The sequence below is a fragment of the Sphingomonas sp. GW821-FHT02B09 genome (genome assembly GCF_059421875.1).
Map to the genome: position 1 here is coordinate 167,533 of NZ_JBWKVV010000003.1, position 22,552 is coordinate 190,084.

Sequence of the window (22,552 nt, forward strand, 5' to 3'; positions counted from 1 at the left end):
CGTCCCACCCTCCCGGCACCGTCAGCGATCTGTAACCTGCTTGCGGCAGGATCCGCGCCATCGTGGCAATCGCAGGCGAAAGGCGGCCCCGGCATGAGCGACGGAAGCAAGCGTCCGGAAAAGGTGCGGCCCGGGCCGATCGCTTATACCGCGATCGCGCTGCTGGTCGTCGCCTGCCTGATCGCGATCGGCGGCATGTATCAGGGCTGGTTCCGCTTCCTGTTCGACCGGTAGCAGGAGCGGGTCGAGGCTCCCCTGTTGCCTCGACCACCGACGCCGGTCACGGACGGGTCTGGCGGCGGATCGCGCGCAGGTCGATCCCGAGCCGGTTGACGCGATAATAGAAGGTCTTGCGCGGCAGTTTGAGCGCCTGGATCGCGGCGGCGATCTCGCCGTCCGCAGCGGCGATGGCATCGATGATCGTCGCCCGCTCGAATGCATCGAGCCGTTCGGGCAGCGACGCGGGTTCGCCGCTGCTCGGCGCGCCGTCGTCGAGGCCGAGGCAGATGCGCTCCGCCGCTTTCTCCAGTTCGAGCACGTTGCCCGGCCATGGTCGCGCCGCCAGCCGCATCGCGTGATCGGCCAGCGCCGGCACCGCGCAGCGATGGCGCTCGGCGGCGCGCGCGGCGAAATGCGCGAACAGCATCGGAATATCCTCCTTGCGCTCGGACAGCGGCGGCAGGCGCAGCGGCACGCCGGCGAGCAGGTGGAACAGGCCGGGCAGGATGCGGTCGCGCCGCCCCTCCTCCAGCGCGGCGACGATTCGCACGTCGACCGCATGCGGATCGCGCCCGTCGAGCGGCAGCGCGCGCTTCTCGGCGAAATGCGTCAGCCGGTTTTGCAATTCGGGTCCGGCGGCTTCGAGATGATCGAGGAACAACGTGCCGCGATGCGCACGGTCGATCGGGCCGTTGCGCGCGAACACTTCGCGTTCGACCAGCGCCACCGGCACCGTCGCGCAGTCGATGACGAGGAAGCGGTGGCGCGCACGCCGCCCGGCGCGATGCACCAGCCGCGCGAAATGTTCGCGCCCCGTCCCCACCTCGCCCTCGATCACCAGATCGAGCGGCGCATCGGCGAGCAGCGGGATCATGCCGCGCAGCTGCCGGATCGCGAGGCTGTCGCCGATCAGCGTCTCGCCCTGCTGTTCGTCGGCGAGCGCGCGCAGCCGCCGGTTCTCCAGCGTCAGCCCGCGTGCGGTCGCGGCGCGCACCGCCGCGGCGACCAGCGCCTCGGGATCGAACGGCTTGGACAGGAAGTCCCATGCGCCGTTCCTGATCGCCTCCACCGCCATGCCGATGTCGCCATGGCCGGTGAGCAGCAGCACCGGCAGGTCGGCGTCGCGGCCACGCACCGCGTCCATCAATTCCAGCCCCGACATGCCCGGCATGCGGACGTCGGTGATGAGGATACCGGGAAAGTCGGCGGTGAGTTCGGGCAGCGCGCTGCGCGCGTCGGCGAACGGTCGCACCTCGAAACCGTGCAGCTTGAGCAATTGCGACGCCGCCGCGCGGAGATCCGGCTCGTCGTCGACCAGCGCGACGACCGGTGTCCTGTCGATCGTCGTCATGCCCGCCGCATCCCGATCTCGAACACCGCCCCGCCCGCCGAGGGGAGATGATGCAGCCAGCCGCCGAGGTCGGTCATGATATCCTGCGCGATGACGAGGCCGAGACCGAGACCCGCCGCGCGGCTGGTGTTGAACGGCTTGAACAGGCCGGCGGCGATCGCCGGATCGATGCCCGGCCCGTTATCCGCGACGCGCAGCCGCACACGGGACTCCTCCTCGACCAGGGTCAGCGTGATGCGCCGCTCGGCGCGGCCGGCGAGTGCGTCGAGCGCATTCTGGACGAGATTGACCAGCACCTGTTCGAGGCGGACCTTGCCGCCGACCACCATCAGCGCCGGATCGATCGCGGGCCGGTCGAGCACCGCATCCTCGAGCTGTTCGCGTACGATCAGCAGCGCGCCATCGATCACCTCGGCGAGCGATACCGGGCGGAGTTCGTCCGTCTGGCGGCGTGAAAAGGCGCGAAGCTGCGCGGTCACCACGCCGACCCGGTCCGCGAGCTGCGCGATCGTGCGGAGATTGGCGCGCACCTCGTCGGGCTCGTCGCGGTCGAGCAGCATGCGGCTGGTTTCAGCATAGGTGCGGATCGCCGCGACCGGCTGCGCGGTCTCGTGCGCGACGCTGGCGGTGATCTGGCCGAGCGACGCCAGCCGGTTGGCCTGGCGCAGCGCCTCGCGCAATTCGGCGCCGCGCGCATCGGACAGCGCGCGCTCGGCCGCCTCGCGACGCAGGTCGGCGGTGCGGTCGGCAACCGCCGCCTCCAGCTCGGCGGTGCGGCGACGCGTCGCCAGCACACGCTGGCGCATGGCCCAGGCGATGACGCCGAGCGCGAGGACGCTCGCCCCCGCCGCCGCCGCGGCGAACAGCCGCGCCGCCGCGACCGCGCGATCGACGGGTCGCATCTGCACCAATTGCCAGCCCGGCTGGCTGACCGGCACCATCTGCGCGACGTAGGACGCCGGCGCACCGCCGATCCGCACGCGGCCGTCGCCGAGCGGCACCAGCGCCACCGTGCCGGCCGCCGGCGCCGTTGCCCGCGTCACGGTGGCGAAGCGCCAGCCGGGGCGGCTGGTGACGAGGATGCGCTGCCGGGCGTCCTGCACGAAGCTGATCCCGCCGTTGCGCGCCCAGGCCCGTTCGATCCGGTCGAACTCCAGCTTGATGACGGTGACGCCGCCGGTCGCGGTCCGCGCGGCGAGATACAGGCCGGGGCGCTGGCTGACGCTGCCGATCGCGAAATGGCTGCCCTCGCCGCGGGCTTCCGCCTGCCGGACGTAGGGACGGCTCTGATAATCGATGCCGACGAAGGCCCGCGGGCTGCGCCAGTTGCTCGCGGCGATCGACCAGCCGTCCGGGCCGACCACGTAGATCGCCGGCGCGCCGGTGACGCGGGCCAGCGCCTCCAGCTTGCGGTTGAGCGCCGGTCGCGCTGCGCCGGTGCCGGCGATCGCCGCCGAAATGTCGCGATCGTTGGCAAGCGTGAGCGGCAGCAGCCGGAAACGGGCGATCTCGCTGTCGAGCAGCGCCGCGCGCAGCCGCGCATCCTGTGTCACCTCGATCTGCTGCTGCGCGATCGTGCGCCGTTGCGCGAGCGCACCGGCGAGGATTGCGGCGGCGATCGCGAGCAACAGCACGCCCGCCAGCCAGGGCCAGCCGCGGATCAGAGGGCGGAGACTCACGGTCGAATACCTACCCGCCCGCCTGCCGTGTGGCAAGAAGTTGCACTTTCACCGCAAGGGATGTGTCACTTCTTGCCCTCTACGAACCATTCCCGCACGACAGATCGTCGCTAAATCATTGTTTATGCTCGATTATATCGAAGTGTCATTTTCTGCGCGGGCCGCATCCGCGGGTCGGGCACAAGCGGGTCGATACGGTCGCATGGCTCCGCCGGAGCGATGCGGCATCGGCCGTCCGGATTCGCCGGTCGCGGCCGTGGACACGCCCCGCTGCGATCCGCGTCCTGCCGCGACGTCGTACCGCAAGCGGCTGCAGAAGGATCATGCGATGCACTCCGACCCCCGCGAGCTGGCCCCGACCGCCGACACGTCGACCCTCCCGGCTGCCGCCGTCACCCGCCGCGGGCTGATCGGCGCGGTCGCCGCCGCGGGGGGCGCCTCGCTGCTGCCGGCGGCGGCGCGTGCGCAGGCGCGCAGCGAACAGAGCGTCGACGTGCTGCTGATCGGCGGCGGCATCATGAGCGCGACGCTCGGCGTGCTGCTGCGCCAGCTCGAACCGACGTGGACGATCGAGATGGTCGAGCGGCTCGACCGCGCCGCCGGCGAGAGTTCCGATGGCTGGAACAACGCCGGCACCGGCCATTCGGCGCTGTGCGAGCTCAACTATACGCCGGTCAACGCCGCCGACGGCCGCGTCGAGATCGCCAAGGCGATCGAGATCAACGAGCAATGGCAGATCACCCGCCAGTTCCTCAGCCACCAGCTCCGCGCCGGGGTGCTCAGCGACCCGCGCGCCTTCATCAACTCGACGCCGCACATGAATCTGGTGTGGGGCCGCGAGAACGTCGAATTCCTGCGCAAGCGGCATGCGGCGCTCGGCGCCAGCCCGTTGTTCTCGGGGATGGAGTTCACCACCGATCCGCATCAGATCGGCCAATGGGTGCCACTGATGATGGAGGGGCGCAGCGGCGGCCTGCCGCTGGCGGCGACGCGCTCGCCGCTCGGCACCGATTGCGACTGGGGCGAGGTGACGCGGCAATATATCACGTCGCTCAGCCGCCAGCCGGGCGTGACGCTGACCAGCGGCCACGAGGTGCGCAAGCTCGAACGCAATGCGGACAAGAGCTGGCGCGTCACCGCCGAGGCGACCAACGGCGGCGGCAAAAGGATCATCAACGCGCGCTTCGTCTTCGCCGGCGCCGGTGGCGGTGCGCTGCCGATCCTGCAGGCCTCGGGGATTCCCGAAGCCGACAATTACGCCGGTTTCCCGGTCGGCGGCTCGTTCCTCGTCTCCGAAAAGCCCGAGATCGCCGACCGTCACCTCGCCAAGGTCTATGGCAAGGCCGCGGTCGGCTCGCCGCCGATGTCGGTGCCGCATCTCGACACGCGCTATTTCGACAAGCGCCGCGCCTTGCTGTTCGGGCCGTTCGCCACCTTCTCGACCAAGTTCCTCAAGCACGGCTCCTATTTCGACCTGCCGGCGTCGGTGACGCTCGACAATTTCCGCCCGATGATGGCGGTCGGCTGGGACAATTTCGACCTCGTCGAATATCTCGCCGGCCAGTTGATGATGTCCGACGAGGACCGGCTGAAGGCGCTGCGCGAATATCTGCCCGGTGCGCGCGCGGAAGACTGGAAGCTGTGGCAGGCCGGCCAGCGCGTGCAGATCATCAAGCGCGATCCCGAGAAGGGCGGCGTGCTCAAGCTGGGGACGGAGATCGTCGCTTCGAAGGACGGCTCGATCGCGGCGCTGCTCGGCGCGTCGCCGGGGGCGTCGACCGCGCCGGCGATCATGCTGAACCTGCTCAAGACGGTCTTCCCCAAGCGGCTCGCGACTCCGGCGTGGCAGGACGGCCTGCGCAAGATCGTGCCGTCCTACGGGATCGCGCTCAACGATCATCCCGACCTGCTCGCGCAGGAATGGGCGCAGACCAGCGACGCGCTGCAACTGACGACGCCGCCGCCTGCGGTCCATGTCGCCACCCGGCCGCGCCCCGCCGCCACCCGCGTCAAGGCCGACCGCCACCCCGATCTGGCGCTGTAATCGAGCCCCCTATCGCTACCCCGCGGGATCGCCTAAGCCGGGCCATCCCCGGGGGGCCGCTGACGCGCGGCTGAGAAATGGGCAGCAGCCCATGACCCGCTGAACCTGATCCGGGTGATACCGGCGTAGGGAGGGTCTGCGGTGCGCCGTCGTTCCTCCGATGAAGTGGATGCGAACGATTTCGGCTCTTGTTTCCCGTTCCGACATGCGACCCGCGCGATCCTGGCTCGCGCTGGGGGTGCCGGTGCTGCTGCTGGCGGCACCCGCCGCGGCGCAGACCGCCGAACCCGCCGAGATCCGCGTCGTCGGCCATCCCGATCCCGCCGGGCTGCTGCCCGACCAACAGGCGCCGAAGAGCCAGAGCGCGATCTCGGCCGACTTCATCGTCAAACAGGCGCCGACGCTCAACGCCTTCCAGCTCGTCACCTTGCTGCCCGGCGCCAATGTCGCGTCGAGCGATCCCTACGGCCTGTCGACCAGTTCCAGCCTGACGCTGCGCGGGCTGGGGCAGGACGAGATCGGCGTGCTGATGGAAGGCGCGCCGCAGAACGACATCGGTTATTATTACGCGTACCCGTCACAGTTCGCCGACCCCGGCAACCTCCGGCGGATATCGATCGCGCAGGGGTCGGTCGACATCGATTCGCCGACGCTGGGCGGTGCCGGCGGATTGCTGTCGCTGGCGCTCGACGATCCCAAGGCCCGGGCGGGTGGTCTCGTCGATCTGTCGCTCGGCAGCTATGCGGCGCGGCGCGGCTTCGTGCGGATCGACAGCGGGACGATCGGCGGCACCGGACTCAAGGCCTTCCTGTCCTATTCCAACACGCGTGCGGACAATTGGCGCGGCGCCGGCTTCGACACGCGCCAGCATATCGACGCGAAGCTGCTCAACGAATGGGGCGCGGGCAATCGCGCCAGCCTCGCGCTGTCGTTCAACGACGCCAATTCCTCGAGTTACCCCAGCCCGACGCTCGCCGAATGGCAGGCGCAGGGCCGCGGCTTCAACTACGCCAAGCGCTACACGCCGGGCGCCACCGATTACTGGCGGCTCTATCGCGCGCCGTTCCGCAATCTTTACGCCTCGGCGCCGGTGCATCTCGTGCTCGGCGAGCGCCTGACGTTCGACAGCACCAGTTATGCGCAATTCGGCTACGGCAATTCGCCTTATGGCACGCAGCTCACCACCACCGGCAATTTCCTCGGCACCGAGGAGCTGGCGCAGCCGATCGCGCTGCCCGGCGCAGTCGACGGCGTCGCGACGGTGCTCGGCAATTATACCGGCGACCAGTTCCGCGCCGGCAGCGTCGCCAAGCTGACGCTGCAGGCCGGCAGCCACCGGATCACCGCCGGGCTGTGGTTCGATTACGGCACCGATCGCGTCACCCAATCCTATACCAGCATCGATGCCGATGGTCGGCCGACCGACCGCTGGGGCTATCGCGCCAAAGCGATCCGCACCGCCGACGGCCGCCTGCTCGCCTATGAGAACCAGCGCACCGTCACCGTCACCAAGAGCTTTTTCCTCGCCGACAGCGTCGCCGTCGCGCCGCGGCTGACGGTCGACGTCGGGTTCAAGGGCGTCGACGTGCTGCGCAACGGCCGCAACTATCTGCCCGGGCCGCAGGACAAGGTGCGGATCGACAGTTTCGCCGCGCTGCCGCGCGCCGCGATCCATTACCGGCTCGACGACCGGCAACAGCTCTTCGCCAACGTCACCACCAACTTCCGCACGCCCAACGAATTCACGCTGTACAACAGCTATGCCGGCGGAGCGCTGGTCGTGCAGGGCAGCAACGCGCTCAAGAACGAATATTCGGTGTCGGAAGAGATTGGCTATCGCTTCATCGGCGAAGCGGTCTCGGCCTCGGTGACTGGCTTCCACTATAAATTCCGCAACCGACAGCTCGCGACGGTGGTCGATCAGGGCGGCGCGCAGGTCAATGCGACGCTCAACGCCGGCGGACAGACCTCTTATGGCGTCGATGCCGAGATCGACTATCGCCCGGTCGCCGCGGTCAGCCTCTATGTGTCGGGCGAGTATCTGCATGCGCGGCTCGACGACGATCTGCCGGTCGGCGGCGACTTCCTGCCGACGCGCGGCCGGCATGCGGTGTCGAGCCCGACGGTGCAGTTCGGCGCGGGCGGTACCTATGACGACGGTCGCGTCTTCGGCAGCATCGCGTCGAAATATCTCGGCCGGCAATATGCCACCTTCATGAACGACGAGCGCATCAAGGGCTATGCGACGCTCGACCTGTCGATCGGCGTGCATCTGGCCGAGTGGCTCGACGGCAAGCGCACCGACCTGCGCGTCAACGCGATCAACGTCACCGATCCGCACGTGCTCGCCGGCGTTCAGGCGGTGACGACCAATGCGCAGGACACCATCGGCCGCAACGGCACCGTCATCGCCGGTCAGGCACCCGCTTATTATATCGGCAGCGGCGCCGCGGTGATGGCGACCCTCTCGCGCGCGTTCTGAGGCGATGACGCCCGCCGGTCATCTGGTGCACGGCATGGGGCAGGCGCTGGAGGCGCCGACCTGGCCGGCGATCACCACCGGCGAGGCCGCCGCGGTACTGGCGCGCTTTCCGGCGGCGGGGCCGCCGACCGGGCTGCACTGGCATTCGCCGCGCCCCTTCTCGGCGGCAGCCTTGGTCCGGACCGGGACGGGCACCGTCCTGCTCAAGCGGCATCACCACCGGCTGCGGTCGATCGCGGGGCTGGCCGAGGAACATGCGTTCATCGCGCATCTCGCCGCGGCCGGCCTATCGGTGCCGGAGGTCCTCGCGACGGCCGACGGTGCGACCGCAATCGCGATCGACGCGTGGCGCTACGAAGCGCACCGGCAGGCGCCGGGCGCCGATCTCTACCGCGACCGCCTGTCGTGGACGCCGTTCTTCTCGCACGCGCAGGCGCATGCCGCCGGCGTCGCGCTGGCGCGGCTGCACCTCGCCGCGGCCGGATTCGCCGCCCCTGCGCGCCGGGCGCAGCCGCTGGTCGCCAGCCTGACCATCCTGCCGGCACGCGATCCGCTCGCCGCGGCCGAGGCCTATGTCGCCGCCCGGCCGGCGCTCGCCGCCTTCCTGACGACGCGGCCGTGGCGGGCGCAGCTCGGCGCGCTGTTCGCGACGCTCGGCGATGGCCTGCCCGCGGTGCTGGCGGATCAGCCGCCGCTGTGGACGCATAACGACTGGCATCCGTCGAACCTGCTCTGGACGGACGACGGCAGCGTGCGGACGGTGATCGACTTCGGCCTCGCCGATCGCACCTGCGCGGTGCACGATATTGCAACCGCGATCGAACGCAGCGCGATCCGCTGGCTCGACCTGCCGCAGGGCGACGACATCGCCGATTCCGCGGCGGCGCTGGCGCTGCTCGCCGGCTATGCATCGCGCGTCCCGCTCGCCGCCGCCGATATCGCCGCGATCGTCCGGCTGCTGCCGCTCGTCCACCTCGAATTCGCTTTGTCGGAGATCGACTATTTCACCGCGGTGGTCGCCGATCCCGCCGCCGCGGCGCTGACCTGGGACGGCTATGCCATCGGCCATGCCGCGTGGTTCTTCTCCGCCGCGGGGCAGGCTTTGCTGCGCCGGATCGGCGAGGCCAAGCCATGACGCCGCTGGAGATCGTCGCGGTGGTCGTCAGCTTCGCCGGAATCTGGCTGACCGCGCGGCGGCGCATGCTGTGCTGGCCGGTCAATCTGCTCGCCTGCGCGCTATACGCGAAGCTGTTCCTCGACGTGCGGCTGTACGCCGACATGGTGCTGCAACTGCTGTTCGCGATCGCGATCGTCTACGGCTGGGTCGCCTGGGCGCGGGGGACCGATAGCGAGGGCGAGGTGGTGGTGGCGCCGCTGCGGCCGGCGCAGGTGCTGGCGGGGCTGGCGGCGGGCGCGGTGGGGGCGGTGAGCATCGGCTGGCTGACCAGCCACCATACCGACGCGGCGCTGCCCTGGATGGACGCGACACTGAGCAGCTTCAGCCTCGTCGCGCAATATTGGACCGGGCGCCGCCACGCCGCGAGCTGGCTGCTGTGGATCGTGGTCGACGTCTGTTACGTCGGCATGTTCGTCTGGAAGGATTTGCTGCCGACCGCCGGCCTCTATGCGGCGATGGTCGGGCTCGCCGTCCTCGGCTATCGGCAATGGCGCCGGGCGGGCGGCCACCGGCAGGGCTGACCCCGCCGGCGAACGCGCATACGCCTACTTCTTCCTGGCGTCGGCCTGCTGCTTGGTGCCGCGCGCTTCCTGTTCGGCGCCCTCTTCGTGCAGCGACGGATCGTCGGCATTCTGCTTGGCCTTGCCGACGGCGGTGTTGATCGCGCTTACGATGCCGGAGATCGATTTTACCATGAGACGTCCTTCGCGGTTCGGGAGCGCGGAAGCGCCCCGTCGTCCACGGCTCAACCCCTCAGCCGCCAACAATGGCCCCGGCAGCGTCGTCGAGCAGGCCCGGCGTCCGCGCCGACACGATTCGGATCGCCCGGCCGGCCCGCCGCGCCGCCGCGGCCTTGTCCATCTCGGCGCTCGCGCGCGGCGCGCGCGCATCGGGCAGATGATCGGCGACGACCACCATCGTCGTCGTCAGCCCGACCGCCGACATGATCGTGCCGCCCTGCGCGGCGAGCGCCTGCGCGATTGCCCCGTCGCGCGCCTCGCCGACGACGACGATCCGCTCGCCCTTCAGCGGCCCCGCCGGCGCGGCGCGGGGCGGCGGCTGCGGCTTGCGCGGCGGGGCCAGCCAGTCGGCGAGCGACAGGCCGGTATGGTCGATCGCCTTGACGATCACCCAGCCGGCGGCGCGCGCGTCGCTCAGCGCGTCATGGTGGCGGTGGGCGATGCCGAGATAGCGCGCGAGGCCGCCGAGCTTGTGGTTGGGCAGTTCGGGCCAGGCGCGTTTGGCGACCCGCACGCTGTCCAGCCAGACCGTCTCGATCATCGCCCGGTCATGGACGCGGCAAGCCGCGGCGAGCGCGCCCTTGTCGAAATAGGAATGGGCGACGGTGACGCGGCCGGTCAGATGGCGGTCGATGTCGGCGTGGACGTGCGCGAAGGTCGGCTGGCCGATCACGTGATGCGCGGCGATGCCGTGGATGCGCGTGTTCATCGCATGAAAATCGTCGCACGGATCGAGCAAGGTCTCATAGGCGAAGACCTCGCGGCCGTCGCGGAAGCCGACGATGCCGATCTGGCAGATGCTGCTCACCCGCGAACAGGCGGTCTCGACGTCGATCACGACGAAATCGGGGGTCGTCACGCGCCATCCCCGGCGGCGAGCATCCGGCGCCCGCGCTCGGACAGGCTGCGCAGCGTGATCGACCAGCGCGTCTCGGTCATCGCGGCGATGCTATGCTCCCAGTCGTGGCGCGCCTCGCCGTGGAGGTGGTAGATGCCGCGCGGCGGCAGCGGTGCAGCGACCCGCGCGAACCGCTCGCCCGTCCGGCGGCGGAAGCGCATCGCCGCCGCCGCTCCTAGCGAAATGCCGACGACATGATCGAAATGCGGCCGGTCGCGATGCCAGCCGATCCCCGCACCCGGATCGTAGCGGATCAGCAGTGCCTGCACGAAGCTCCCCGAGGCGACCCCGGCGAACGCCTCGGCCCGCGCACGGATCGCCGCCAGCCATGCCGGCATCGGCGCCGCCGGTGCGAGCGACCCGCGCTCGAAATCGTAATGCAGCCCGAAACTGTGGGTCAGCCGCTTGCCGGTCCAGCCCTGGAACCGGAACGGCGTCAGCGCGAGCGCATCGATCGCCGCGATCAGCGCGCGTTCGTCGTCGGCGGTGACGAACCCCTCCTCGCTGCGCAGCCCGGGCAGCAGCGGTCGGTCGAACAGGTCGCGCATCACGACCGGCCTGCGCCGGCCCCGAGACCGTACGCCGGCAGCATCGCAAGAGAGATCAAGGGGATAGCCACGCCGTCGCCGATGTAGGCCCGGCCACCGCCGGCCGCAAGCAAGCCCGCCGCCCCGCCATCCGCCCGGCAAACCGTCCGTCCGCCGGGACAGGCCGGTGGACGCACGCCGGTTGACGCTGCCCGGCAAAGCGCCAATGCGCGGGGCCTTCGCATCGGCCAACGGCCGGTGCCACTCCCAACAAGGTAGGCTGCGCTGCGACTGTCCCTCAATTTCGGTCTTGCCTCGCATGACATGGCGATCGACCTCGGCACCGTGAACACGTTGGTGTTCGTCGCCGGTCGCGGCATCGTGCTGGACGAACCCTCCGTCGTCGCGATCGAGACGCGCGACGGCATCCCCAAGGTTCTCGCGGTCGGTGCCGATGCCAAGCTGATGATGGGCAAGACGCCGCAGGGCGTCGAGACGATCCGGCCGTTGCGCGACGGCGTCATTGCCGACATCGACGTCGCCGAGCAGATGATCAAGCATTTCATCAAGAAGGTGCATGGCGACGCCGGCCGATTGCAGCGCAATCCCAAGATGGTGATCTGCGTGCCGGCGGGATCGACGCAGGTCGAGCGGCGCGCGATCCGCCAGGCGGCGACCAGCGCCGGCGCGTCGAAGGTGCTGCTGATCGAGGAATCGCTCGCCGCCGCGATCGGCGCCGGGCTGCCGATCACCGCACCGATCGGGTTCATGGTCGTCGACATCGGCGGCGGCACCACCGAGGTGGCGGTACTCTCGCTCGGCGGCCTCGCCTACAGCAATTCGGTGCGCGTCGGCGGCGACAAGCTCGACGAGGCGATCGCCTCGCACATCCGCCGCAAGCACAATCTGATGATCGGCGAGGCGACCGCTGAGCGGATCAAGCAACAGATCGGTGCCGCCAGCCGGCCCACGGGCGAGCCGGAGCCGGACATGCGCGTGCGCGGGCGCGACCTGATGAACGGCATCCCCAAGGAGATCAGCATCAGCCAGACCGAGATCGCCGATGCGCTCGCCGATCTCGTCGCGCAGATCGTCGAGGTGGTGATGAAGACGCTCGAACAGGTCGAGCCGGAACTCGCCGCCGATATCGTCGAACAGGGTATCGTGATGACCGGCGGCGGGGCGTTGCTGCGCCGGCTGGACGAGGTGCTCAGCCGCTCGACCGGGCTGCCGGTGATCGTCGCCGAAGCGCCGCTGATGTGCGTCGCGCTCGGCGCCGGGCGCGCGCTGGAGGATGCGGCGTTCAGCGGCGTGCTGCACACCCAGTGACGCGCCGCCGGACATTAAAGGGGGCCGGACATAAAAGGGGCCGCCGGAGCGGCCCCAGTAATCCTGTTGGGGAGGATGCCTAACGGCTTGATTTTCATGACGATCCGAAAGCGCAACGTCAAATATAAAAGTGTGTTTTACGACTAAAGGCGTGGCGTCACCCGGCGGCCAGCGTCGTCAGCGCGGCGCTCAGGGCGATACCCGCCGCCGGCCCGCTTACGCGATCGTGCGACGCGGTGGCGGGTGCCGAGGCGATCGCGCCCAGCGTCGTCGCGGTCAGCACCAGCCCCAGCGCATAGGCGGAGCGACCGCCGAAGGCGGCGTTGAGGATACAGCCGGCGAGGGCCGCCGCCAGCCCGACCGCCACCGCGATCGATGCCCAAGCCAGCATCGGCGCCGGAAGATGCGACAGGTGGCCGGCGAGCAATCCGCCCACCGCCATGGCGAGCGCCGCGGAGCCATCGCGCCGCAGCAGCGCGATCGGAACCGACGCCGCGAAGCCGCCGGTCAATATCATCCACAGGGTCGCCGCCGTAATCTGCGCCATGATCCGCCTCCTGGCCGGATCGATAGACGATCTGTGCGGAGAAGGTCGGACCAGTCTAGGGTTAACGAAGTCCTAATCTGGTGCATCGGCTTGGCGTGCGGCAGATCCGGCGTCGCGACACCGGACCTACCGCCGCCCGTGCCGGCTCAGCCCTCGACGAAGGCGAGCAGATCGGCGTTGATCCGGTCGGCGTGCGTCGTCGGCATGCCGTGCGGATAACCGGGATAGGAGATGAGCCTGGCGCCTGGTACGATCTCCGCCGATTTCCTGCCGGTGATGGCGAACGGCACGATCTGGTCGTCCTCGCCGTGCAGCACCAGCGTCGGCACCGTGATCGCCTTGAGATCTTCGGTGAAGTCGGTTTCCGAGAAGGCCTTGATGCCGAGCGTATGGGCGAGCACGCTGCCGGTCATGCCCTGCCGCCACCAGTTGCGCCGCACGCCCTCCTTCACCTCCGCGCCGTCGCGATTGTAGCCGAAGAAGGGCAGCGTGAAGTCGTAGAAATATTGCGCGCGATTGGTCGCAGTCTGTTCGCGGATCTCGTCGAACACCGACAACGGCACGCCGTCGGGATTGGCATCGCTCTGGATCATGATCGGCGCGACCGCGCTGATCAGCACCGCCTTGGCGACCCGCCCCGGCTTGGCGCGGGCGACGTAGCGCGCCACTTCGCCGCCACCGGTCGAATGGCCGATGTGGACGGCGCCGCGCAGGTCGAGCGCGTCGGCGAGCGCAACGACGTCGGCGACATAGCCATCCATGTCGTGGCCGGTCGCCGCCTGGCTCGATCGGCCATGGCCGCGGCGGTCGTGGGCGACGACGCGATAGCCCTTGGCGACGAAGGCCATCATCTGCCCGTCCCAATCGTCCGAACTCAGCGGCCAGCCATGATGGAACATGACGACCTGCGCGTCGCGCGGCCCCCAGTCCTTGTAGAAGATCTCGGTCCCGTCCGTGGTGGTGATCGTCGGCATTGTCTTGCTCCCTTATGCAGTCCGCACCGATCCGCTGCCGTCGTCACGGCGGCGGCACCGGCAGCTTATCGGGGTCGCGATCGGCATACAAACATTTGGCCACCCTCGATTTTTTCGCCGACGACGGTCTTCCGCCCGGCGATGCGCCTACGACTGCAAGGGGTTTGACGCGGCGGCCGATAGTCCGGAATACCTCCGGCGGTCGGACCGTTCGCGTCGGACGCGGTATCGACTCGGAGGCTTCGACCATGCGCGCTTTGCTACTCGCCACGACAATGCTGGTCGGCGCCCTCGCCGGCCCCTCGGGCCCCGTCACCGCTGCGGCGCCGGTCGCGGCCAGCGCTTGGCAGGACAAGACCCTGTCCGCGGACCGGCGCGCCGAGCTGCTGGTCCAGGCGATGACCGAGGACGAGAAACTCGCGGTCGTGACGGGCTTCTTCGGCACCCAGCAGGATTGGAACAGCTTCCGCGATCCGCAGGCGCGACCGCAATCGGCGGGCTTCGTGCCGGGCGTCCCCCGGCTGGGGTTCACGCCGCAATGGCAGGCGGATGCGGGCAGCGGCGTCGCGACGCAGGGCGAAGCGCCACCGGCCCTGGAGCGCACCGCTTTGCCGTCGGGCATCCTCAGCGCGGCGACGTGGGACCCGGCGGTGGCGATGGCGGGCGGCACGATGGTCGGCGCCGAGGCGCGGGCGTCGGGCTTCAACGTGCAGCTCGCCGGCGGCGTCAACCTCGCCCGCGAGCCCGGCAACGGCCGCAATTTCGAATATGGCGGCGAGGACCCGTGGCTGGCGGGGACGATGGTCGGCGCGTTCATGAAGGGCATCCAGTCGAACCGGATCGTCACGACGGTCAAGCATTTCGCGCTCAACGACCAAGAGACCGGACGCAGCACCGTCGACGTCGCGATCGACGAAGGCGCCGCCCGCACCTCGGACCTGCTCGCCTTCCAGATCGCGATCGAGCGGGGCGATCCCGGCTCGGTGATGTGTTCGTACAATCTCGTCAACGGCAAGCACGCCTGCCAGAACGACTGGCTGCTCAACCGCGTGCTGAAGGGCGATTGGGGGTATAAAGGCTATGTGATGTCCGACTGGGGCGCGCAGCACGACACGGTCGAGAATGCGCTGGGCGGGCTCGATCAGGAAACCGGCGTGTCCAACAAGGACAATTACGTCTGGCGCGACAAGTTGAAGGCGGCGATCGCGAGCGGCAAGGTGCCGATCGCGGCGCTCGACGACAAGGTCCGCCGGATTGCGCGCGCGCTGATCGTCAGCGGCACGGTCGACGATCCCGTGACGCCCGGCCCGATCGATTTCGCCGCGCATGCGGTCGTCGCGCAGACCGCGGCGGAGAATGGCATCGTCCTGCTCAAGAACGAGGGCGGCATCTTGCCGTTGACGCGCGCGGCGAAGCGCATCCTCGTCGTCGGCGGCCATGCCGACGTCGGGGTGCTGTCGGGCGGCGGCTCGGCGCAGGTCTATGCCCCCGGCGGCAATGCGGTGCGCGGGCTCGGCCCCAAATCGTGGCCCGGGCCGATCGTCTACGACAAATCGTCGCCGCTCGCGGCGATCAAGGCCGAACGCCCCGACGCAACGGTCGATTACGACCCGGGCTCCGACCCGGCCGCCAGCGCCGCAAAGGCCAGGAACGCCGACGTGGTGATCGTGTTCGCGACGCAATGGACCGCCGAATCGCTGGATTTCCCGCTGTCGCTGCCCGACGATCAGGACCGGCTGATCGACACGGTCGCCAAGGCCAATCGCAACACGATCGTCGTGCTGGAAACCGGCGGCGCGGTCGCCATGCCGTGGATCGCCGACGTGCGCGGCGTCGTCGAAAGCTGGTATCCCGGCAGCCGCGGCGGCCCCGCGATCGCTCGCATCCTGTCGGGCGCGGTCAACCCGTCGGGCCATCTGCCGATCACCTTCCCGGCGACGCCGGACCAGTATCCGCGGCCGACGATCGCCGGCAAGGGCCTGCCCGAAAAACAGATCTTCGGCGTCCGCTACGCCGAGGGAGCGGCGGTCGGCTATAAATGGCTCGACCGCACCGGCGCGCGTCCGCTGTTCCCGTTCGGCTTCGGGCTCAGCTACGGGCGCTTCGACCACGGCGGGCTCACCGCGCGCGAAGTCGCGGGTGACCTTCAGGTCGGCTTCACGCTGCGCAACACCGGCACGATCCCCGGTCAGGCGCTGGGTCAGGTCTATGTCGCGTCGCCCGACGGCACATGGGAAGCGCCGAAGCGACTGGCGGGCTATGCCAAGGCGGCGCTGCGTCCCGGACAGTCGGAGCAGCGCACCGTGACCGTCGACCCGCGGCTGCTCGCCACCTGGGACGAGACGCGACACCAATGGCATGTCGCGCCCGGCCGCTACACGGTGATGCTCGCGACCTCGGCAGCCGATATCAAGCAGCAGGTCACGGTGACCCTGCCCGAACGCTGGCTGCCGGTGGGACCGGCGACCAGCGCGCGATAGGCAGCGCCCCTCCCCGCGATGGTCGTGACGCCGGGCTCAGCCCCCCGTCTTGCCCGTCGCGGGCTTGGCGGACGGGGCGGCCGGCACCGTGCCATCGCTGACCGGCGGCGTCGCCGCGTCCGCGGCGATGCGCGAACCGTCGGCGTTGAGGCCGAGATCGTTCAGCAGCGGCCCGACCTGCGGGTCGGCACCGTTGAAGGTGCGGAACATCGGCGCGTAATCCTCGGTATGGCCCTTCGACAGGATCAGGTCGCGGAAGCGCTGGCCGTTGGCGCGCGTCATCCCGCCGTGCTGCTCGAACCAGTTGAACGCGTTCGCGCTCAGCATCTTGGTCCAGCTATAGGCGTAATAGCCCGCCGAATAGCCGTTGCCCCAGATGTGGAGGAAATAGCTCGACCGATAGCGCGGCGGCACGTCGGCGACGTCGAGCCCGGTGGCGGCGAGCGCCTGCGTCTCGAACGCGTCGGGGTTCTGCTTGCCCTGTGCCGCGGTCAGTGAATGCCAGCTCATGTCCATCTCCGCCGCGGCGAGCGCCTCGCCGAAGGAATAGCCCGAGTTGAACGTGCCGGCGCGCTTGATCTTGTCGACCAGCGCCTGCGGGATGACCTGTCCGCTGCGGTAATCGACCGCATAATGCGGCAGCACCTTGGGATCGAGCGCCCAATGTTCATTGAACTGCGACGGGAATTCGACGAAGTCGCGCGCGGTATTGGTGCCCGAGACGCTGGGATAGGTCTGGTTGGCGAACAGGCCGTGCAGCGCATGGCCGAATTCGTGGAACATCGTCGTCACATCGTCGAAGCTGATCAGCGCCGGCTGCCCCGCCGAGGGCTTGGTGAAATTGCCGACGTTATAGATGACCGGCTTCGTACCTAGCAGCTTCGACTGGTTGACGAAGTTCGACATCCACGCGCCGCCGTTCTTGTTGTCGCGCTTCCAATAATCGAAATACATCAGGCCGACCGGCGTGCCGTCGGCCTCGTTGACTTCGTAGACCATGACGTCGGGCTGATAGACCGGAATGTCGGTGCGGCGCTTGAAGGTCAGGCCGTACAGCTGGTTGGCGGCGTAGAAGACGCCGTCGGTGAGCACCTTGTTGATCTCGAAATAGGGCTTCAGCTGGTCCTGGTTGAGATCGTATTTCGCCTTGCGGACCTGTTCGGAATAAAAGTCCCAGTCCCACGGCTTGAGCGCGAACGTGCCGCCGGTCGCCTTGATCTGCGCCTGCAATTCGGCCGTCTCGCGGCGCTGCTCGGCGGCCACCGGCGTGCCGAGCTGCTGCATGAAGCCGAGCGCGGTCTTCGGCGTCTTCGCCATCTGGTCCTGCAGCACGTAATCGGCCCAGGTCGGGAAGCCGAGCAGCTTTGCCTTCTGCGCGCGCAGCAGCGCAATCTGCGCGATCGTGTCGCGCGTGTCGTTGGCGTCGCCCTTCGCCGCCCGGGTCCAGCTCGCGTTGAACAGCGCCTCGCGCGTCGCGCGATCCGTCAGCGTGGCGAGTTCGGGCTGCTGCGTCGTGTTCTGGAGCGTCAGCACGTATTTGCCCGCCATCCCGCGCGCCTTGGCGGCGTCGGCCGCGGCGGCGATCTCGCCATCGGACAGGCCGGCGAGCTTCGCCTTGTCGTCGACCACCAAGGCGCCCGCCTTGGCGGCGGCGAGCAGCTTCTGCTGAAACGCGGTCTCCAGCGTCGAGAGCTGGCTGTTGTAGCGGCTGAGCGTCAGCTTGTCGGCCGGCGACAGCTGCGCACCGGCGCGGACCATGTTCTGATAGGTGAGCGTGAGGACCTGCAGCTGCTCCGCGTCGAGGCGAAGCGACTGGCGCTGGTCGTAGATCGTCTTGACGCGCGCGAACAGCGCCGGGTCGAGGTTGATCGCGTCCTGATGCGCGGCGAAGGCGGGCGCGAGGTCGGCCTGGGTCTTCTGGAGCGTGTCGTCGGTATTGGCGCCGACCACGCCCGAGAAAGCGAGGCTCGCGCGCTCGAGCAGGCGACCCGACCGCTCCATCGCGGCGATCGTGTTCTCGAACGTGGGGGCGCTGCGGGCGCGGGTGATCGCGTTGATCTCCGCCCGCTGCGCGGCCATGCCGGCGAGCAGGGCCGGCGCGTAGTCGGTGCTCTTGATCCGGTCGAACGGCGGCGCCTCGAACGGCCGCGTGCTCGGCTGCGCGAACGGGTTGGTCGCGGGCAGAGCGGCGGATGCGGCGGCGGGTGCATTGGTCTGGGCGTAGGCCGTCGTCGACAGCAACATCATCGTGGCAGTGGCAAACAGGCGCATGGATGGTCCGATCAACAGGGTATGGCGCGCGTGATGCATCCGCCGTCATCGCCGATCAATGGGGCGGTGGCCAAACGCGTTGCCGGGGGTGCGTATTTTGCGTTTTCTCGGCCGCGAGGTTCGCTTAGTGGCTCCGTCACCCCGGTGCAGTGTTCCTGCGGACGCAGGAACCCAGGGCCAAGCAGACCAACATCTTGCGGTGTCCGGTACCCTGGGCTCCTGCTTTCGCAGGAGCACTGGTGGGACGGCGCGGGCGGTGTCCTGACCAACCAGCGCCCCTCCCCCCTCCAGCCCGTTCGCCCTGAGCCTGTCGAAGGGCAGGTGAGTCTCACCGTGCTTCGACAGGCTCAGCACGAACGGTTGCGGGGGGACGGGGGGACGGGGGGACGGGGGGACGGGGGAGATCAAGAAGCGCGAGGCCGACACCAATGCCCACATGCTCTAGCCGCCCCGTCCGTGGCCGGGTAACCGTCCGTGCCGATGCTCATCGAAATCCACGACGCCGACGATCCCAGGATCGAACCCTATCGCGACATCCGCGAGCGCGACCTCGTCGGGCGGGCCGGGCTGTTCGTGGCGGAAGGCAAGGTGGTCGTCGAGAAACTGGTCGGGAGTGCGCTGCACCGCCCGCTCTCGCTGCTGATCGCGGCGAAGCGGCTCGACGCGCTGCGGCCGCTCGTCGCGCAGCTTGGCGACGACGTGCCGGTGTTCGTCGCCGCGCAGCCGGTGCTCGACGCCATCGCCGGTTTCGCGATGCACCGCGGCATCCTGGCGATCGGCCGGCGCACCGACGTGCCCGACGCCGACACGCTGCTCGCCCGCCTGCCCGGCGACGGCGACGTCCTGCTGCTGTCGGGCATCGCCAACCACGACAATATCGGCGGCATCTTCCGCAACGCCGCCGCTTTCGGGGCGGCGGCGGTGCTGCTCGACGCGGACTGCTGCGACCCGCTGTACCGCAAGGCGATCCGGGTGTCGGTCGGCGCGACGCTGCTGGTCCCCACCGCCCGGCTGGCGCGCGACGAGGACGCGCTCGCGCTGCTCGACCGCCACGGCTTCGCCCCGGTCGCGCTCAGTCCCGCCGGGGCGATGCAACTCGCCGACTGGCGACCGGGTCCGCGCAACGCCATGCTGCTCGGCGCCGAGGGGCCGGGCCTGTCGCCGGACATCCTCGCCCGCGCGCGCAGCCTGCGTATCGCGATGGCGGCGGGGTTCGATTCGCTGAACGTCGCGACGACGTCGGGGATCGTGCTGCACCATCTGGCGACGGCGCGGCGCTGACCTCGCCGGCGGCGATCACCTCACGCCGTGCCCATCACCTGCACCGCGAACCGCTCCATCTCCTCGGCCTGCGGGCTCATCTGGAGCAGCAGCAGGTCGAGCCCCGCCGCCTCATATTCGGCGATCCGCTCCTTGAGCTGTTCGGGCGTGCCGACCAGATTGGGCCGCAGCCCGCGGTTGGACACCGAATATTCCTGGACCTGCAAGTCGCGCTCCAGCTGCGTGCCCGACAGCCATTGGTCGAAATTGTCATATCCCGCGGGCAAATCGGTGACGGTGGTGATCCGCTCCAGCTCGCGCTTCGCCTCCGCCTCGCTGTCGCGGACGATCGCATAGGCGGCCATCCCGAATTGCATCGGCGGTCCGCCCGCACGCTGGCGGCGCGCGCGCATGTCGGCGATCTTCGGCGCGACCGCCGCGACGGGATCGCCGTGCATGACATAGGCGTCGCAGCGCGCCGCGATCATCGTCTTGGCCGCCTCGCTCTCGCCGCCGGCATAGACGACCGGCCGCCGGACCGGCTTGGGCGCGCAGATCGCGTTCTCCGTCCGGTAGAACCGCCCCTCGAAGCTGAACCGCGGCTCGGTCCACAGTCCGTCGACGACGCGCAGCCATTCGTCGGTGCGCGCATAACGGTCGTCGTGCTGGTCGAACTGCAATCCGTATTGCCGTGCCTCGTCCGCCCACCAGCTCGACACGACGTTGAGCGCCAGTCGGCCGCCGGCGATCTGGTCGATGTTCGCCGCGGCCTTGGCGAACAGCGCCGGATGATGGAAATTGGGGCGCACCGCGACCATCAGCTCGATCCGTTCGGTGACCGCCGCCAGCGCCGCCGCGGTCGACCAGGCGTCGAGCGCGGGCTGCTCGATCCCCTTGATGTCATTGAGGTTGAGCTCCGCGATCAGGGTGAGGTCATAGCCCCAGCGCTCCGACGCCTGGGTCAGCCGCTTGGCATAGTCCCAGCTCGCCGCCATGCCCTCGTCGGGGACGTTGCGCAGCCAGCCGCCGAAGACGGGCATCCAATATCCGTATCTCACTTGCTCGTCTCCGCGATGATCCCGGCCAACCAATCCACGAGCCGCGCATGCGGGTCCCAGCCGAGTATCCCGAGCGGGTTGGCGACGAAATTGGACAGCGCGTTGATGTCGTAGAAGCGCGCGACGCCGTCGCGATCGTCGATGAGCACCTCCACCCCGCCGACGTCGATCCCGGCGCGCCGCACGATCGCCTCCGCCGCCTCGATCAGCGCGGGATCGGGATCGACCCGCGTCATCGTGATCGTCGGGCGGCCGGGAACCGCGCAGGCGTCGGCGGGGCACAGGTCGAAGCTGCCGCCGCCGTCGACCTCGATCGCATAGAGGAAGCGGCCGCCGAGCGTCTCGATCCGCGTGATCGTGCCACCGCGCGCCGGCACATATTCCTGGACCAGCAGGACGCGATCGATGCTGTCGGGCACCGCGCCGTCGGCGACCGCCGCGGCGAGCGCTTCGGCATCGTCATAGCGCACGATCCCGGCGCCCGATCCGCCGATGTTCGCCTTGACGACGATCGGGAAGCGCAGCGCCGCCGCGGCGGCGGTCAGATCGGCGGCGCGATGGACGACGCGGGTCGCCGGAATGGCGAGGCCCAGCCCCGCGATCAGCGACAATTGCCGCGCCTTGGAAGCGTCGATCGCCAGCGCGCCGGCGCCGTTCAGCACGCGCGCGCCGCGCTCCTGCCAATGCGCCAGCGCCGCCGCCGCGTGGAAGATCGGGTGTTCCGGCTCGCGCAGGAAGCTCGACATGGCGATACGGTTGAACACGACGCGGGCCGGCGGCGCGGTCGCCGCGGGATCGAAGGCGAAGCCGTCGGCATGGATCGCGCGATACGCCACGCCGCTGGCGTCCAGCGCGGCGAATAACGGCGCAAACCATTGCGGATGCTCGAAAAGGATGGCGAGATCGGTCATGCCGCCGCGAATAGCGCAGAAACCATCACGGCGTTCGGCCAAAATTGTTCGTGCCGCACTAGCTATGCTTGCGACGCATCGGGCTCGATGCGTCTTCGCCTTAGTAGGAACGCCATTATCCAAATCCTCCCCCGCCAGGGGGAGGTGGCGCGGCGGAGCCGTGACGGAGGGGGAGGACACGGAACCGAAGTCGTCGCTTACCTCCCCCTCCGTCATGCCTTCGGCATGCCACCTCCCCCTGGCGGGGGAGGAATTACGCGACGCCGGTGACTGTCGGTCGGCCCTAAGCGTCGCGTGACGCGCGTGCGATCACCGCCTGCGCGGTCCGCAGGCGCGCCTTCCACGTCTTCACCGAGGGATGGCCGGCGGCGAGGCCGACTAGACGCCCCTCGATCTGCGCAACCTCGCGCTGCGCGGCGTCGAGCTCGGCAGCGGTCGGCGGCGGCTGGATGTTGGCGCGCGCATGTGCGCCGGTGCGTCCCTTGCTCTTGGTCATCGCCGGCCAGATGGTCCGGGAGGACGGGCCCGGTCAATATACATCGCGCGAACGGAACAGACGTTACATCAGTATCAGATCATTAACCGTAAAGTAGATTATTGAACCG

General features: G+C 69.3%; 19 protein-coding genes and 1 riboswitch. Of the genes, 8 read left to right on the plus strand and 11 right to left on the minus strand.

Annotated features, from left to right (window positions below; all coding sequences use genetic code 11):
• Nucleotides 1–93: 93 nt before the first annotated feature.
• Nucleotides 94–234, plus strand: coding sequence for a hypothetical protein (locus AC07U4_RS15205; protein WP_495195977.1), 141 nt, complete (start codon nucleotides 94–96; stop codon nucleotides 232–234).
• A gap of 46 nt (nucleotides 235–280) precedes the next feature.
• Here the strand turns inward: AC07U4_RS15205 and AC07U4_RS15210 are convergent, their stop codons facing one another.
• Nucleotides 281–1,570 carry a sigma-54-dependent transcriptional regulator gene (locus tag AC07U4_RS15210; protein ID WP_495195978.1) on the minus strand — a complete coding sequence of 430 codons (1,290 nt, stop codon included), beginning with the start codon at nucleotides 1,568–1,570 and terminating at the stop codon, nucleotides 281–283.
• A complete protein-coding gene (locus AC07U4_RS15215; RefSeq protein ID WP_495195979.1) occupies nucleotides 1,567–3,249 on the minus strand; it encodes a sensor histidine kinase in 1,683 nt (560 codons plus the stop codon). The genes AC07U4_RS15210 and AC07U4_RS15215 overlap by 4 nt, the downstream gene beginning before the upstream one ends.
• Nucleotides 3,250–3,577: 328 nt before the next feature.
• On the opposite strand from AC07U4_RS15215, the gene mqo reads away from it, so the two are divergent.
• The 4 genes from mqo (at nucleotide 3,578) to pnuC (ending at nucleotide 9,473) form a co-directional block, all read left to right on the plus strand.
• A complete protein-coding gene (gene mqo, locus AC07U4_RS15220) occupies nucleotides 3,578–5,293 on the plus strand; it encodes a malate dehydrogenase (quinone) (protein WP_495195980.1) in 1,716 nt (571 codons plus the stop codon).
• A gap of 39 nt (nucleotides 5,294–5,332) precedes the next feature.
• Nucleotides 5,333–5,442, plus strand: a riboswitch (TPP riboswitch).
• A 56-nt stretch (nucleotides 5,443–5,498) separates the two neighbouring features.
• Nucleotides 5,499–7,775 (plus strand): TonB-dependent receptor, encoded by a 2,277-nt coding sequence (locus tag AC07U4_RS15225; RefSeq protein ID WP_495195981.1) that lies wholly within the window; start codon nucleotides 5,499–5,501, stop codon nucleotides 7,773–7,775.
• Between the two features lie 4 nt (nucleotides 7,776–7,779).
• On the plus strand, nucleotides 7,780–8,910 hold the full coding sequence (locus AC07U4_RS15230; RefSeq protein WP_495195982.1) for a phosphotransferase enzyme family protein: 1,131 nt from the start codon (nucleotides 7,780–7,782) through the stop codon (nucleotides 8,908–8,910).
• Nucleotides 8,907–9,473 carry a nicotinamide riboside transporter PnuC gene (gene pnuC, locus AC07U4_RS15235; protein ID WP_038665646.1) on the plus strand — a complete coding sequence of 189 codons (567 nt, stop codon included), beginning with the start codon at nucleotides 8,907–8,909 and terminating at the stop codon, nucleotides 9,471–9,473. The genes AC07U4_RS15230 and pnuC overlap by 4 nt, the downstream gene beginning before the upstream one ends.
• Before the next feature lie 24 nt (nucleotides 9,474–9,497).
• On the opposite strand, the gene AC07U4_RS15240 is transcribed toward pnuC, so the two are convergent.
• The 3 genes from AC07U4_RS15240 to AC07U4_RS15250 are packed head-to-tail and all read right to left on the minus strand — an operon-like array spanning nucleotide 9,498 to nucleotide 11,138.
• The gene (locus AC07U4_RS15240) at nucleotides 9,498–9,647 is read right to left on the minus strand and encodes a CsbD family protein (RefSeq protein ID WP_156143866.1); all 150 of its coding nucleotides are present in this window, start codon (nucleotides 9,645–9,647) and stop codon (nucleotides 9,498–9,500) included.
• A gap of 58 nt (nucleotides 9,648–9,705) precedes the next feature.
• On the minus strand, nucleotides 9,706–10,551 hold the full coding sequence (locus tag AC07U4_RS15245; protein ID WP_495195983.1) for an exonuclease domain-containing protein: 846 nt from the start codon (nucleotides 10,549–10,551) through the stop codon (nucleotides 9,706–9,708).
• Nucleotides 10,548–11,138, minus strand: a complete 591-nt coding sequence (locus AC07U4_RS15250) for an alpha-ketoglutarate-dependent dioxygenase AlkB (RefSeq protein WP_495195984.1) — start codon at nucleotides 11,136–11,138, stop codon at nucleotides 10,548–10,550. Before AC07U4_RS15250 ends, AC07U4_RS15245 begins: the two co-directional genes overlap by 4 nt.
• Before the next feature lie 264 nt (nucleotides 11,139–11,402).
• On the opposite strand from AC07U4_RS15250, the gene AC07U4_RS15255 reads away from it, so the two are divergent.
• On the plus strand, nucleotides 11,403–12,446 hold the full coding sequence (locus AC07U4_RS15255) for a rod shape-determining protein (RefSeq protein WP_038665638.1): 1,044 nt from the start codon (nucleotides 11,403–11,405) through the stop codon (nucleotides 12,444–12,446).
• Nucleotides 12,447–12,603: 157 nt separating this feature from the next.
• On the opposite strand, the gene AC07U4_RS15260 is transcribed toward AC07U4_RS15255, so the two are convergent.
• The gene (locus AC07U4_RS15260; RefSeq protein WP_495195985.1) at nucleotides 12,604–12,993 is read right to left on the minus strand and encodes a hypothetical protein; all 390 of its coding nucleotides are present in this window, start codon (nucleotides 12,991–12,993) and stop codon (nucleotides 12,604–12,606) included.
• Nucleotides 12,994–13,139: 146 nt separating this feature from the next.
• Complete coding sequence (locus AC07U4_RS15265) at nucleotides 13,140–13,967, minus strand: alpha/beta fold hydrolase (protein WP_495195986.1); 828 nt, start codon at nucleotides 13,965–13,967, stop codon at nucleotides 13,140–13,142.
• Nucleotides 13,968–14,215: 248 nt separating this feature from the next.
• Between AC07U4_RS15265 and AC07U4_RS15270 the strand changes: the two genes are divergently transcribed.
• On the plus strand, nucleotides 14,216–16,447 hold the full coding sequence (locus AC07U4_RS15270; RefSeq protein ID WP_495195987.1) for a beta-glucosidase family protein: 2,232 nt from the start codon (nucleotides 14,216–14,218) through the stop codon (nucleotides 16,445–16,447).
• 36 nt (nucleotides 16,448–16,483) lie between these two features.
• On the opposite strand, the gene AC07U4_RS15275 is transcribed toward AC07U4_RS15270, so the two are convergent.
• On the minus strand, nucleotides 16,484–18,718 hold the full coding sequence (locus tag AC07U4_RS15275) for a M3 family metallopeptidase (protein ID WP_495195988.1): 2,235 nt from the start codon (nucleotides 18,716–18,718) through the stop codon (nucleotides 16,484–16,486).
• Nucleotides 18,719–19,198: 480 nt separating this feature from the next.
• On the opposite strand from AC07U4_RS15275, the gene AC07U4_RS15280 reads away from it, so the two are divergent.
• Nucleotides 19,199–19,999 carry a TrmH family RNA methyltransferase gene (locus AC07U4_RS15280; RefSeq protein ID WP_495196184.1) on the plus strand — a complete coding sequence of 267 codons (801 nt, stop codon included), beginning with the start codon at nucleotides 19,199–19,201 and terminating at the stop codon, nucleotides 19,997–19,999.
• A gap of 20 nt (nucleotides 20,000–20,019) precedes the next feature.
• Here the strand turns inward: AC07U4_RS15280 and AC07U4_RS15285 are convergent, their stop codons facing one another.
• The 3 genes from AC07U4_RS15285 to AC07U4_RS15295 all read right to left on the minus strand — a co-directional run bounded on the left by AC07U4_RS15285 (nucleotide 20,020) and on the right by AC07U4_RS15295 (nucleotide 22,443).
• Complete coding sequence (locus tag AC07U4_RS15285; RefSeq protein ID WP_495195989.1) at nucleotides 20,020–21,018, minus strand: LLM class flavin-dependent oxidoreductase; 999 nt, start codon at nucleotides 21,016–21,018, stop codon at nucleotides 20,020–20,022.
• 14 nt (nucleotides 21,019–21,032) lie between these two features.
• Nucleotides 21,033–21,947 (minus strand): ATP-grasp domain-containing protein, encoded by a 915-nt coding sequence (locus AC07U4_RS15290; RefSeq protein WP_495195990.1) that lies wholly within the window; start codon nucleotides 21,945–21,947, stop codon nucleotides 21,033–21,035.
• 283 nt (nucleotides 21,948–22,230) lie between these two features.
• Complete coding sequence (locus AC07U4_RS15295; protein WP_495195991.1) at nucleotides 22,231–22,443, minus strand: hypothetical protein; 213 nt, start codon at nucleotides 22,441–22,443, stop codon at nucleotides 22,231–22,233.
• Nucleotides 22,444–22,552 lie beyond the last annotated feature (109 nt).

What these genes read in the sequence shown, in the direction of transcription:
- AC07U4_RS15205 (WP_495195977.1), top strand. Translation starts at nt 94, where the DNA reads ATGAGCGACGGAAGCAAGCGTCCGGAAAAGGTGCGGCCCGGGCCGATC.
- AC07U4_RS15210 (WP_495195978.1), bottom strand. Translation starts at nt 1,570, where the DNA reads ATGACGACGATCGACAGGACACCGGTCGTCGCGCTGGTCGACGACGAG.
- mqo (WP_495195980.1), top strand. Translation starts at nt 3,578, where the DNA reads ATGCACTCCGACCCCCGCGAGCTGGCCCCGACCGCCGACACGTCGACC.
- AC07U4_RS15225 (WP_495195981.1), top strand. Translation starts at nt 5,499, where the DNA reads ATGCGACCCGCGCGATCCTGGCTCGCGCTGGGGGTGCCGGTGCTGCTG.
- AC07U4_RS15230 (WP_495195982.1), top strand. Translation starts at nt 7,780, where the DNA reads ATGACGCCCGCCGGTCATCTGGTGCACGGCATGGGGCAGGCGCTGGAG.
- pnuC (WP_038665646.1), top strand. Translation starts at nt 8,907, where the DNA reads ATGACGCCGCTGGAGATCGTCGCGGTGGTCGTCAGCTTCGCCGGAATC.
- AC07U4_RS15240 (WP_156143866.1), bottom strand. Translation starts at nt 9,647, where the DNA reads ATGGTAAAATCGATCTCCGGCATCGTAAGCGCGATCAACACCGCCGTC.
- AC07U4_RS15250 (WP_495195984.1), bottom strand. Translation starts at nt 11,138, where the DNA reads ATGCGCGACCTGTTCGACCGACCGCTGCTGCCCGGGCTGCGCAGCGAG.
- AC07U4_RS15260 (WP_495195985.1), bottom strand. Translation starts at nt 12,993, where the DNA reads ATGGCGCAGATTACGGCGGCGACCCTGTGGATGATATTGACCGGCGGC.
- AC07U4_RS15265 (WP_495195986.1), bottom strand. Translation starts at nt 13,967, where the DNA reads ATGCCGACGATCACCACCACGGACGGGACCGAGATCTTCTACAAGGAC.
- AC07U4_RS15270 (WP_495195987.1), top strand. Translation starts at nt 14,216, where the DNA reads ATGCGCGCTTTGCTACTCGCCACGACAATGCTGGTCGGCGCCCTCGCC.
- AC07U4_RS15275 (WP_495195988.1), bottom strand. Translation starts at nt 18,718, where the DNA reads ATGCGCCTGTTTGCCACTGCCACGATGATGTTGCTGTCGACGACGGCC.
- AC07U4_RS15280 (WP_495196184.1), top strand. Translation starts at nt 19,199, where the DNA reads ATGCTCATCGAAATCCACGACGCCGACGATCCCAGGATCGAACCCTAT.
- AC07U4_RS15285 (WP_495195989.1), bottom strand. Translation starts at nt 21,018, where the DNA reads ATGCCCGTCTTCGGCGGCTGGCTGCGCAACGTCCCCGACGAGGGCATG.
- AC07U4_RS15290 (WP_495195990.1), bottom strand. Translation starts at nt 21,947, where the DNA reads ATGACCGATCTCGCCATCCTTTTCGAGCATCCGCAATGGTTTGCGCCG.
- AC07U4_RS15295 (WP_495195991.1), bottom strand. Translation starts at nt 22,443, where the DNA reads ATGACCAAGAGCAAGGGACGCACCGGCGCACATGCGCGCGCCAACATC.